The organism is Acinetobacter kookii, assembly GCF_900096895.1.
Taxonomy (GTDB): Bacteria; Pseudomonadota; Gammaproteobacteria; order Pseudomonadales; family Moraxellaceae; genus Acinetobacter; species Acinetobacter kookii.
The window spans coordinates 804351-816393 of sequence record NZ_FMYO01000001.1 but is presented as its reverse complement, the minus strand read 5'-3'; the positions used below and the strand labels follow the sequence as shown (position 1 = coordinate 816393).

Annotated in this window: 14 protein-coding genes and 1 pseudogene; 4 read left to right on the top strand and 11 right to left on the bottom strand. The window is 43.8% G+C overall.

Annotated features, from left to right (window positions below; all coding sequences use genetic code 11):
- Positions 1-119 precede the first annotated feature (119 nt).
- The 4 genes and pseudogenes from BLP85_RS15140 to hcaE all read right to left on the bottom strand — a co-directional run.
- Positions 120-245, bottom strand: a pseudogene (locus BLP85_RS15140) (3-phenylpropionate/cinnamic acid dioxygenase ferredoxin--NAD(+) reductase subunit); the annotation flags it as partial.
- A gap of 13 nt (positions 246-258) precedes the next feature.
- The gene (locus tag BLP85_RS03935) at positions 259-1224 is read right to left on the bottom strand and encodes a 3-carboxyethylcatechol 2,3-dioxygenase (RefSeq protein ID WP_092818812.1); all 966 of its coding nucleotides are present in this window, start codon (positions 1222-1224) and stop codon (positions 259-261) included.
- 48 nt (positions 1225-1272) lie between these two features.
- Positions 1273-1791 (bottom strand): 3-phenylpropionate/cinnamic acid dioxygenase subunit beta, encoded by a 519-nt coding sequence (gene hcaF, locus BLP85_RS03930; RefSeq protein ID WP_092818811.1) that lies wholly within the window; start codon positions 1789-1791, stop codon positions 1273-1275.
- On the bottom strand, positions 1788-3155 hold the full coding sequence (gene hcaE / locus BLP85_RS03925) for a 3-phenylpropionate/cinnamic acid dioxygenase subunit alpha (RefSeq protein WP_092818810.1): 1368 nt from the start codon (positions 3153-3155) through the stop codon (positions 1788-1790). Before hcaE ends, hcaF begins: the two co-directional genes overlap by 4 nt.
- Before the next feature lie 1591 nt (positions 3156-4746).
- Here hcaE and BLP85_RS03915 point away from each other — a divergent pair.
- Positions 4747-5229, top strand: a complete 483-nt coding sequence (locus BLP85_RS03915; RefSeq protein WP_213031968.1) for a VOC family protein — start codon at positions 4747-4749, stop codon at positions 5227-5229.
- 27 nt (positions 5230-5256) lie between these two features.
- Here the strand turns inward: BLP85_RS03915 and BLP85_RS03910 are convergent, their stop codons facing one another.
- From BLP85_RS03910 to fahA, 6 genes are read right to left on the bottom strand one after another with little or no spacing between them, the layout of a single operon-like run.
- Entirely contained in the window at positions 5257-5469 is a 213-nt protein-coding gene (locus BLP85_RS03910) for a hypothetical protein (protein WP_092818807.1), read from the bottom strand.
- Positions 5453-6103, bottom strand: coding sequence for a 3-oxoacid CoA-transferase subunit B (locus BLP85_RS03905; protein WP_092818806.1), 651 nt, complete (start codon positions 6101-6103; stop codon positions 5453-5455). Before BLP85_RS03905 ends, BLP85_RS03910 begins: the two co-directional genes overlap by 17 nt.
- A gap of 3 nt (positions 6104-6106) precedes the next feature.
- Positions 6107-6808 carry a CoA transferase subunit A gene (locus BLP85_RS03900; RefSeq protein ID WP_092818805.1) on the bottom strand — a complete coding sequence of 234 codons (702 nt, stop codon included), beginning with the start codon at positions 6806-6808 and terminating at the stop codon, positions 6107-6109.
- 17 nt (positions 6809-6825) lie between these two features.
- Complete coding sequence (locus BLP85_RS03895; RefSeq protein WP_092818804.1) at positions 6826-7401, bottom strand: VOC family protein; 576 nt, start codon at positions 7399-7401, stop codon at positions 6826-6828.
- Between the two features lie 22 nt (positions 7402-7423).
- Positions 7424-8062 carry a maleylacetoacetate isomerase gene (gene maiA, locus BLP85_RS03890; RefSeq protein ID WP_092818803.1) on the bottom strand — a complete coding sequence of 213 codons (639 nt, stop codon included), beginning with the start codon at positions 8060-8062 and terminating at the stop codon, positions 7424-7426.
- A gap of 17 nt (positions 8063-8079) precedes the next feature.
- Positions 8080-9360, bottom strand: coding sequence for a fumarylacetoacetase (fahA, locus tag BLP85_RS03885; protein ID WP_092818802.1), 1281 nt, complete (start codon positions 9358-9360; stop codon positions 8080-8082).
- A 346-nt stretch (positions 9361-9706) separates the two neighbouring features.
- On the opposite strand from fahA, the gene BLP85_RS03880 reads away from it, so the two are divergent.
- The 3 genes from BLP85_RS03880 (at position 9707) to BLP85_RS03870 (ending at position 11339) form a co-directional block, all read left to right on the top strand.
- Entirely contained in the window at positions 9707-10492 is a 786-nt protein-coding gene (locus BLP85_RS03880) for an IclR family transcriptional regulator (RefSeq protein WP_092818801.1), read from the top strand.
- Positions 10493-10660: 168 nt separating this feature from the next.
- Positions 10661-11005 carry an FAD-dependent monooxygenase gene (locus BLP85_RS03875; RefSeq protein WP_228143242.1) on the top strand — a complete coding sequence of 115 codons (345 nt, stop codon included), beginning with the start codon at positions 10661-10663 and terminating at the stop codon, positions 11003-11005.
- Positions 11006-11033: 28 nt separating this feature from the next.
- A complete protein-coding gene (locus tag BLP85_RS03870; RefSeq protein ID WP_171259608.1) occupies positions 11034-11339 on the top strand; it encodes a hypothetical protein in 306 nt (101 codons plus the stop codon).
- A 254-nt stretch (positions 11340-11593) separates the two neighbouring features.
- Here the strand turns inward: BLP85_RS03870 and BLP85_RS03865 are convergent, their stop codons facing one another.
- Positions 11594-11881 carry a hypothetical protein gene (locus BLP85_RS03865; protein ID WP_092818800.1) on the bottom strand — a complete coding sequence of 96 codons (288 nt, stop codon included), beginning with the start codon at positions 11879-11881 and terminating at the stop codon, positions 11594-11596.
- Positions 11882-12043 lie beyond the last annotated feature (162 nt).

Genomic DNA, 12043 nt, shown 5'->3' with positions numbered 1-12043 from the left:
TTTTATTTAGTTTCAAGGTGTAGATTCGTTCCAAGTTGTAGATTCCAGCGATTAAATTGAATCTCAAAACCGAGTCTTTTACCTTTATTTCGATCGTGTACCTCTTTTTCTGGTCGCTATTGATGTGCTGCACCTTCAGTTGTAAGCAACAGTTTGTGATCAGCAACAACGTCACCATTTTGAAGTTCAACCGTAGGTGCTTCAGCGTTGATTTTATTTACCCTATGGCCACGGATGGTTTCGATGTTGCTGATGTGATTAAGCTTTTAATTCTGCAGATACGATGCCGAAGCCTGCGATCCACTCACTGATGTCTTCATAGCAATGTGTTGTCATCTCGTAGTGACCCACTTCATGCAGGGCTGCAAAAGCTGCCATCCATGCCCGAACTTCCTGACCGCCACGACCGCCATCCCGTCGAATCTCCGCTTCAGTCATGGCCTCTAAAGCTGGAAAATCAGCATTTTCGAATTTCTCCAGCAAAGCCAAATCCCAGTCACGATTCAAGGGCACTGAAACAGAGGTATCACCCGCTGCTAATTTTTGCCCCACAGCAATGACCTTGGCTTGACGTGCCTCACGTGCTTCAGCTGTTGGGTTACGACCCGCAATCAGGAATTCTTCCACCTCAGGCGGCACGGATCCCATTTGCGGTGTCGGTGGATCGTGAGAAAGACCACCGGTTCCCAAAATCAGTACACGTTCATTTTCAAGGTTTAAAGACTGGATAAATTGACCCACAGCACGACCTAAAGCAATGGTGCGCTTGGTGGTGGGCATCGGTGCAGCAGCGCCATTGACAAAGATCGGAATGGTTGGATAACGGTCCAGCTGACCTTCACACAAGAAGTGCAGGGGTTGGGTCACGCCATGATCGGCTTGCATACGATAGGAATAAGCCACATCCACGCCTTGATCCAGCACTTGGCGCACCAAGGCCAAGGCTTTCTCTTCAGGGACATTGATCTGATCATTGTCTTTACCGTAATCCCAATCACCTGCTGCGGTGGCACGAATGCCCACACAGAAACTTGGCATCAAGTCATAAAAGAAACCATTAAAATGGTCAGGACCAAAGCTAATGATCAGGGTCGGGTCATAGGCTTTGACCTCAATTGCAAGTTTGGCAAAAGCATCACGAACGGCTTGTTCTTTGTATTGTTCTTGAGGTGTCGCAAATTCCATTAACGGGCTATGCGATGCACAAATCAGTTTAACGGCCATGAGAAGCTCCTGAAAAAAAGGCAGCCATATTCGGCTGCCGATCCGTTCTTAGAAGAACACGCTTAAGTTATGTGAAGTATAGGTCACCTGATCGAGGGTGATCTTGCGGTTAAAGATTTGGAAACCTAAACCGCCTTCCACTTTGCGGATCTTGTCATGACGTTTACCACAGTAAATCACCACGTCTTTTTCCTTCTGTGAGCGATAGAGCAGGTAAGTCACATACACATCGTATTCGCCTTCAACTTCAGTCGGCTCCACAATCACGTTAGAGACCATGTGCGTGGTACGTGATGGAGGCTCTTCAGCCCAAGCCATACCTGTTTCAAGGCGTGCCACACGACGTTCCAACAGGAATTTATTGTCGTTAAATACCCAGGTTGTGGGTGGTTCAACAGAACGACGACGGTCACGGGTTTGAGCATTTGGCGTAGTCCGCAGGGTATAGGAAATATCTTCAGCTAAGAGGTCTAACCATTCGCGGAATTTCCAGTCATCCAGCAGTTTCGCTTCACGATACAGGAACTGGCTAATTTGGTAATGAAGTTCTAGGCTCACTTGGCTCATTTCACAAGCTCCTTCTCATATGCTTCAGTTGCTTTTTCAACGTCTTCCCATTCTTTATGAATCAGAAGATCTGCCCAACGACGATAGAAACCACGTGCGGCTGTTTCAGAGAAAATATAGCTGGTGATCCCGGGCACACCGTCTTCACGGACTTTCTCAGTACCTTTACCCATTTCAACAATCAACTTGCTGTTTCTTGCTTTATAGCCACGTAGTACTTTCTGGATTTCTACCCAGTTTTCAGAGTCATCTTGCTCAAGGAAACCGGCAGGGCCAAAAGCACGTGTTGCAGAACGTTCGAATGCATCTTTTACGTCTTGTGGTGCATCCGCATCGCAGATACAGAATGCCCAAACCTCAGTTTTGTTTGGTCCACGTGGATGCCAGACACGAAGCGTCGCGGTACCATTTAACCAAGACAGCGTTGGGAACATGGTGTTGTGACCGGCAAGACGTAAGGCACGGATTTCACCTAAACGTTCTTTCACTTCTTCATAGGTTTCACGGAAATAGTTGGCAACTTCACCATCGACCCACACGTTTGCATCGGGTTTTTCAGTAAAGAAGAAGCCTGAACCGTGACCTTTAGAACCGAATTGCAAGGCATCTTTGGCAGTTTCCCACACAGGGCGAGGCGTCTGTTCTTTACCTAAGGTTTTGGTCGATTCATCATCCGGTTTTGCACCAAGTACTTGTACCGCAGATGCGTGTGAGAACAGGGCATGGTATTGGTCAGAGGCGAACTGTTCCGCTGCAAATTTCCAGTTACATTCAATTTCCCATTTATGTACGCCACCCACGATACAGGTACCGCCCTCACGACGATCCAGCACACCGTCTAAGTACCATGCCATATCGCCCATGTAGTCGATCAGGTCAGGTGTGGTTTCATCCCAACATCCGAAAACGAGGCCTTTATAAGTTTCAACACGGTTGACTTCGAGTAGGCCCCATTTTTCTTTGCAGGCACCTTGTGGGTAAGCACGGTCTTCTAATGGAATGTCTTTCAGTGAACCATCGACGCCATAGGACCAACCATGGTACGGACAGGTAAAGGCACGGGTATTACCGCAGTCTGCAAAGCTGACACGCATCGCACGGTGACGGCATTGATTTAAAAATGCTTTGATTGAACCGTCTTTTTGGCGTGCCACGATAATCGGGTCTTCGCCCATATAGGTATTGAAAAAGTCGCCCGCTTTTGGAATTTGGCTTTCATGGCAAAGGAATAACCATGTACGGCCGAAGACACGTTCAAGTTCCAGCTCATAAAGACCAGGATCGGTATAGATCGCTGGGGTAATACGTCCATTTTGTGCATCGACCAAAGCGTCGATTTCGCACACATCAATTTTTCCATTCATGAAAACTTCTCCTGTGACCCGTCTAGGTACAAAGTCATAGATTCAAACTTTGCAACGATGATGGAAGCAAAGGGGATTTTGATGAAATATATTTTTTATTTTAATTGAGATATTAAATGGATTATTGTCGGTGGTTTAATTCCTATTAAATTGGTCGTGATTTTGATTTATTTTTTATTTTAATCGGGGTGTTTTTTTTATATTAATTCCGACTAAATTACTGGTATTTAAAATGTGTTATTTTATTTTAATGAATTTTATTTAAATGAAATTATTTTTTAATTATATTGTTTATTTTTAAACATTTAGTTTAAATTAGTTTATTCTTTTTGATCTGCTTGTTAATTATTCTTCAGGGGTAATTCCTACTAAATTACTAGTGTTTTTAAGGTTTGATTTTATTTTAATTTTTGTATTTTAAAATGATGGTTAAAGTTGTAATTCCTACTAAAATACTTGTATTTAATCTGGGCTTATTTATTTTTTTTGGGTGTGATGTTTTTATTAATCGACGGGTCAATTATATAAAATTATGGCGACTGCATGACTTTATAATCGTTGCTGAAGAATTGAACTTCTCTCAGTCCATAAAACAAAGATTGGGATAAGGCGTTGATGTGAAAAGCCGCACTGCATCAAGCTTAAAGTGACGTTTGATCTGGAAAGTGTATTTGCCTTAAATGGGCACTTGAAATGGGTACTTGGCGCTGCACAACGCGATTCTGGACTTTACTCAAGCTAAGGACCTCGAATCTAAGAGGGGACAAAAAACCAATAATGTCCTGTTTAGCATCAACTCGATCGGGATGGACTTAGCATGTCGCATTTTGTTGGGCTATATCGCGCCATTGACTATGAATAACCGTGATTCAACTACGGCAACCACTGGATGTAGAGTTCTTGTTTGTATGTTATTGATCGCAAAGAAAGTAAGCCCATAGCGGTGAAAAATCCTTGAAATACTGTCATGTATTGATCTGAGCATGCATCGCGATCAGCCATCCTGACCCTTTAGGCAAGTCCGAATGCGGTTATGGAGAAGTTCAGCGGTACATTTTTTGTTTCTTTTGATAAATCGTTTATTTTTAAATCAGACTCAATCGCCCAGATGGAGTAATTTTAGCTATTTTTCTAAGCATGGCAGCATCAAAAAAAACTATCAAAAAGCCTACGTTAATCAATTCCTGTGTAAATATGCTCTATCTTTTACTACTTAAGTCTAATGCGGTGTTCATGAATGAAAATAAGGATTTAGATGTTCAAAATATTATGCAGATTAGGTTGAACTCTAAATCGGTATTTAATAAAAGTCGCAATCATTAAATTATCCCAGAATTCTTCCAAGTCAAGACTCAAATTTCTTTGGTAAAAAATGAATTGAATCATTTTCATTTTCAGCTTTACGAACAATTTTAGTTTTTAAAATGATTTATGAAAGAAGTCTAATAAAAATACAATTATGAAATAGGTCTATTTCATTTTTTGGTCAAATATAGAAACGGTATTGAACAAAATATTTAAACCAATATGGGGAACGCGTGCTAGTCATTCCGAATCACATAAGCCGCATTCTTTATAAAGAGGTGAAATGATGAATATAGCAAAGAATACCATATGCCTGTGGTACAACAATGACGCTGAAGGCGCTGCAAGATTTTATGCCGAGACCTTTCCAGATTCATCGGTCGGTGCGGTACACCATGCACCTGGAAATTATCCGTCAGGGAAGGAAGGAGATATTTTAACTGTGGAGTTTACTGTACTTGGCATTGCCTGCCTCGGGCTGAATGGTGGCCCCGTGTTTCAGCACAACGAAGCGTTCTCATTTCAGGTGGCGACCGAGAATCAGGAGGAAACGGATCGCTACTGGAATGCGATTGTTGGCAATGGCGGTCAGGAGAGCGAATGCGGCTGGTGTAAAGATAAATGGGGCATCTCCTGGCAGATTACGCCGATTGCCCTAACCAAGGCATACACTAGCCCCGACCGTGCAGCCGCCAAACGTGCATTTGATGCCATGATGACGATGAGAAAAATTGACATTGCTGCAATAGAAGCGGCATTTCGTGGTTGAGATGTGCGTGGAAGCCTGATCACGCTTTCAAGTGGTAACCGCTGCGTTGGATGGATCAACGTAAAGCATGCTGAAAAGAACCATATTTAAAAACCCAATTAAATATGAGAAGACTTTTATGAGAAAACTTTTACCGGTTGCCTGATTAGACGCTGCAAAATTAAAGTCTTCTGTATTTTCAGCACAGAGCAAAGCAGCCGAAGCTGCTTTTTTCATGAAAAATTTACGCTGCCACCACATCTGAGGGGATAACCAGATCGACCCCTGATGCTGCCTGAATCTGTTCAAGCGTGACATCTTGAGCAAGTTCAACCAGTTTTACGCCTTCAGAAGTGATGTCCATCATGCCAAGTTCAGTGATGACACGGTTCACGACGCCTTGACCTGTCAGGGGCAGGGCACAATTTTTAACGATTTTCGGGCTACCGTCTTTTGCGCTGTGTTCCATCAGTACCACCACTTTTTGCACGCCGGCAACCAGATCCATCGCACCGCCCATCCCTTTGACTTTTTTGCCTGGAATCATCCAGTTGGCCAAATCGCCGCGTTCCGAAACTTCCATTGCTCCTAAAATGGCAATGTTCACGTGTCCGCCGCGAATCATGGCAAAAGATTCTGAACTTGAGAAAAACGCCGCACCCTGTCGTGCGGTCACGGTCTGCTTGCCGGCATTGATCAGATCGGGGTCAACGGTTTCTGCAGTCGGGAACTCGTCAATACCCAACAAGCCATTTTCAGACTGTAGCCAGACGTTGATATTTTCAGGAATATAATTGGCAACCAGTGTCGGCAGCCCAATGCCTAAGTTCACATAGAAGCCATCTTCAAGCTCAAGCGCAGCGCGCTGTGCCATTTCATTGCGTGTCCAAGCCATGATTTAAGCCTCCGCCTTTAACGTCATTTGTTCAATGCGCTTTTCAGGTGTTGCATTGACGATGATACGGTTTACATAAATACCCGGAAGATGGGTCTCATCAGGATCGATCTCACCAATCTCCACAATCTGTTCCACTTCAACCACAGTGAATTTTCCAGCCACAGCACATTCAGGGTTAAAGTTGCGTGCCGTTTTCCGGAACACTAAATTACCGGCTTTATCGGCTTTATAGGCTTTGACCAAGGCCACATCGGCAGTTAAGGTATCTTCAAGAATATATTCCTGACCCTCAAATATGCGGCTTTCCTTGCCCTCGGCAATTAAAGTGCCGACACCTGTACGGGTGTAAAATGCAGGAATGCCAGCACCGCCTGAACGTAATTTTTCGGCTAGTGTGCCTTGAGGGGTGAGTTCTACTTCCAGCTCGCCGCTTAAGTATTGACGTTCAAATTCCTTGTTTTCACCCACGTAAGATGAAATCATTTTTTTAATTTGTTTGGTTTGCATCAATTTGCCTAAACCAAAGTCATCAACGCCGGCATTATTGGAAATACAGGTCAGATTCTTAACCCCAGCGTCTTTTAAGGCATCAATTAATGCTTCAGGAATACCACATAAGCCAAAACCACCCACTGCAACGGTTTGACCGTCTGCAACAATGCCATCCAGGGCTTCTGCTGCACTTGCAACCCATTTATTCATCCGATTTATCCTTTTAATCAATGATCAACTTTGGCTTGTGCAGAATTGTTTTCCAATTCATCTGCATGCAGGAAATGCGTATGGTGCGGGGCACGTTTGGTCTGCGACCATTCAGCCAGCATTTCTTCTTTCATTTCTTCGCTAATCATGGCAATTTTTTCAGGCGCTTTTTCGTCGTCATAAGTGAGTTCCAGGCGGTGACCGTTTGGATCGAAGAAGTAAATGGAATGGAAAATTCCGTGGTTGGTAATGCCCAAAACATCCACGCCATTGGCTTCCAGATGTGCTTTGGCTTCAATGAGTGCGGCACGGTCTTTGACTTTTAAAGCAATATGCTGAACCCATTTTGGCGTGTTTTCATCGCGACCCATTTCAGGCTGAGTAGGCAGCTCAAAAAATGCCAGAACGTTACCGTTGCCTGCATCTAAAAATAAATGCATATAGGGATCAAAGGCTTTGGTCGATGGCACATGATCTTCGGCAAATGCCAAAATAAAGTTCATGTTCAGATTTTTTTTGTACCAGTCCACCGTTTCTTTTGCATCTTTGCAACGGTATGCAACGTGGTGAATTTTTTCAATTTGTATTGCCATTTTGAATGTCCTTTTCTTGAAATTAAGCCGCTTCTTGCTGTGCTTCTGGGGCAGCCTGTTGAAATGCTGCAAGAGTGTTGCAATGCTGATAAATAGATGCAATTTTGGGATAAGCTGTGATATCCACATTAAAACGTAAGGCGTTATAGACTTGTGGAATCAGGCAGCAGTCGGCAAATGTGGGCTGATCGCCAAAGCAGAAACGGCCATTGGAGCTGTGCAGCAAGGCTTCCAAAGTTTTAAAACCAGTGTCCACCCAGTGGCGATACCAGGTATTTTTTTGCTCATCCGATACCTCCAGTGTGCCTGACAGATATTGCAGTACACGCAGGTTGTTTAGGGGATGAATGTCACAGGCAATCGCGAGACTGAATGCACGCACCAAGGCACGTTGCTGAATATCTTGAGGAAGCAGTGCTGTCTCGGGATACCGTTCTTCCAGATATTCCAAAATGCTCAACGATTGACTGAGCTGAAATTCATTATCGACCAGGCTTGGAACCAGTTCAGATGGATTGACCGCTTTATAGGCATCGCTATGTTGTTCACCGCCGTTGTTGAGCAAATGCACAGGAATATAATCGGCATTTAAGCCTTTTAAATTCAGCGCAATGCGGACACGATAGGCCGCCGAGCTACGAAAATAGGTATACAGTTGCATCGCTTTGATCCCCGGAATTACTGAAAATCAAACTGAAGTGCAGGTAAAATTTTGCCGCTGACTTCGCCAAAGCCAATGCGTAAACCGTCTTTTTCACAGTGACCTTTCATAATCACGGTGTCGCCATCCTGAATAAAGGTACGCTGTTCGCCATTGCTCAGCGTTAAGGGTTTGGTCGCATTCCAGGTAATTTCCAGTAATGATCCATAAGAATCGGGGGTCGGGCCGGAAATGGTCCCTGAACCCATTAAATCACCGACCTGTACATTACAGCCAGCAATGGTGTGATGCGCCAATTGCTGCGCCATTGACCAGTACATGTATTTAAAATTGGTTTCACAAATGACATCAGCCTGTGCTGCCTGCTCAGCTTGAATTTCCACAGACAGCTGAATGTCGTAGCTGTTTGCTGAATGGTCTTCACGTAAGTAAGCCAATGGCTGAGGTTCTTGAACAGGCGAACTTGTTTTAAAGGGTTCCAGCGCTTCTAAGGTGACAATCCATGGCGAAATGGAAGAGGCAAAGGTTTTGGAGTTGAACGGACCGAGTGGCACGTATTCCCACTGTTGCAAGTCACGTGCTGACCAGTCATTGAACAGCACCATACCGAAGATATGATCCCATGCATTTTCAACGGTAATGGGCTGACCCAATTGATTTTGTTTGCCAATGATAAAACCGGTTTCGAGTTCAAAATCGAGCTTGCGGCACGCTGAAAATTGCGGACGTTCTTCATTTGGCAACTTGATCTGACCGGAAGGGCGCACAATGTCTGTACCGCTGACAATTACAGAGCTGGCACGGCCGTTATAACCCACAGGAAGTTCGGACCAGTTGGCCAGCAGGGCATTTTTAGGATCACGGAACATGCAGCCCACGTTCGTTGCATGTTCTTTAGAAGAATAGAAATCGGTATAGCCTGGAACATGTACCGGTAAATGCAAGGTCACATTGGCCTGCTTAAAGAACACCTGTTCACGAAGTGCGCTGTTGTCACGTAATTCAGCATTGTCTGCAGACAATAGCTTTTGTAATTCTGCGCGTACTTTAGACCAGCTGGATTTTCCTGAATCAATAAATTTGTTCAGGGTGGGCTGATTGAAATACTGTTCACCCGACTGAAGGGCTAAATAGCCGTGCGCCTCCAATGCTGCAAGATCTACCACCCATTCACCCAAGGCTACGCCAATACGACGTGTGCCTTCAGCTGTCTCGCTAAATACGCCGTAAGGTAAGTTCTGGATAGGGAAATCTGAATCTTGAGCAACCTCAATAAACGATTTTAATTGGCGAGTCATGTCCATGTTCCTTATGTAAAACCACCGGGGTCAATGCAACCCTGATATCAATTTTTGTTTCAAATTGGCTTGAAACCAGTCCGTAAATTAAATATAAAAATATTAAAAACAATAAGTTAAATATTTTTATAAAAAATCATGAATCTGATGTCCAAGACCTATTGATTTTTGGGATTAATCTCATCATACTGATTTTCATAAATTACGCAATACATAAATTAATTACGTATTACGTAAATTTAATAAATTGAATTGAGATTTCTCGATGCTCTCCTGCGGTTTGATTTTTGGTAATCAGATGGCTTCGAGTAGAATAGGCGCCATTCAAAATGAGAGTTGTCGACTAATGTCTGAAGAAAAAACACAAGGCGGTGTGCAATCCTTGGAAGTGGGCCTGGGTGTGCTGGATGCCTTAATTGCACATCGCAATCCCATGATGCTGAAGGAACTGGCTGAAGCATTGGCGATGCATCCGGCAAAAGTGCACCGCTATGTGGTGAGTTTGGTGCGGATGAATTATGCCAAGCAGCTTGAAGATGGACGTTATGCATTGGGTGACCAGGCATGGCGGCTGGGCTTGCAATGCATTCAGCGTACCGATGTGATTCAGGCAGCACAGCCTTATATTCAGGCTTTGCATCGTGAAATTCACTGTGGTTTGCAAATCAGTCGCTGGACTTCGCAAGGACCATTGATTGTGCAGTTTATTGAACCTGATCAGCCGGTATCGGTCATCACGCGGGTCGGTTCAATCATGCCATTACTCAATTCGGCAACGGGTCGCGCATTTGCGAGTTTTATGCCAGAAAATGTGGTTCGGCCTTTACTTGAACGTGAATGGCAGGACAAACAAAAACAGGGTGTGCAGGTTTATCCGGCAAACTGGAACGAATTTTTAAATATGAAACAGGACATTGTGTCACAGGGCGCAGCGACTGTTTCAGGCGATATGTTGGTAGGGGTGAACTCGTTTTGTGTCCCGGTTTTTAATATTCACGGTGACATTGAGTTCTGTATTGCAGCACTAGGCAATGAGGCATATTTACCGATGGACTTTGAACATGAAAAAGTCCGTATTTTAAAAGCCACCGCTCAGGCACTTACAGATTTTGTGACCAAAGGACAAGCATAGCAAAGGACTATGAGGATTCATCGGGCTGCAAAGGATCTGCCAGCATCATTAACAAAATGAAAAGATGATAAGAAGACATTCAATCTCAGTGTGTAACTGAATTGCATGTGCAGGGGTTTAATTAAACGATTGATATCGTTTTAGCATAATCAGGACAAGGAGTTCGAAATGCATTTTCCAGCAACGCAGCCACGAAAATCTCTTTATTACCAATATCAGGTATTTCCGCATTTTCACAGTCAAGAAGCTGTGGTCACCGATGCAGACACGGTCACGATTGTCGGTGCCGGTCCCATTGGCATGACCACGGCACTGCTTTTGGTGAAACAGGGTGTGAAAGTCATTTTGTTATCGTCAGAATTGCAACTGTCTGAAGGTAGCCGTGCCCTGGTCTATACCAAACGATCGATGGAAATTTTGCATGCTGCGGGTGCTGCTGAAAAAATCATGTCGAAAGCCTTGCCGTGGACCCATGGCAATTCCATTTATAAGGGGCAGGTGGCATTCGCCTGATAATCCGACGACCCCCGGTCCAGACCCGATGTGCATGGACAAGGCTGCGCTGGAATGGGCAGAAGCCTGGATGGGACACAAACCGCCAAATGTAGGTAAAATCGGCTTTATGTACATGTTAGAGGGAGGAACCGATGCCAGTAATACCGATCCGTATGCCCAAAAAACCACCAAAGGTAACCACTGGATCAAGACGGGTCCTCACGTCATGATTGTGGGTGCCGAACCCGGTTTTTATGACATGTATCCCAAAAATGCCCAGCCGGATACTGCTGTACCTTATGTCATGTGGCCAGGAACACCTTACCAGCACTTGATGATCCCGATTAAATAAAGGGTAGATCAGGGTCAGAGTGCCTCGTCGCAGTCATGGTTTTTTCAACGCAAGTACATTGCTGGAGATAAACAATTCATCCTGTATTGCAGCGGTTTGCTGTACATGCCGCTGCAATTTGAATAGCTAAAAAAAACAGCCATCCACACCTTGTGTAAATTAAAAAATAATCAGCTTAGACCTGCTCTGTTTTAAAGGGAGTTTGGCACTAAGCATTATCCACTTTAGCTATCTTTTTTATGTATGCTTTTGAATCATTCTTTGGTCATTTGATCTTTTTTAATGTCCTGATCAGTATTCAACCATTCAATTTTTTTCACCTGATCGTTCACAATGGTAATGGTATAAAGCATATTTTCAACTTCATAGGTATAGTCCATAGCCAGATAATCTTTTTTATTTTCTTTGAACTCGCGGCTAACCATAGAGCTTGGAGATAAATGCAGACGAGTTTGCATGTCAGTAAAAGAATCGCCCAAGCTGAGAGTTTGACCTTCAGGCGTGCGTATTGAAGCTGTTTCAGCTGCATGACCAAATGTCATTATTGACAAAAACATAAATGGAATTAGGTACTTAAATAACATGTTATCCCCAAAATAAAATTAAAATTATAATAATTTAACAATATAAAGAACAAAATAGCAGCATGTCTGTAGCAGAATTATTAACAGAAATAAACAGACTGGCAGACAAATCAATCGGAC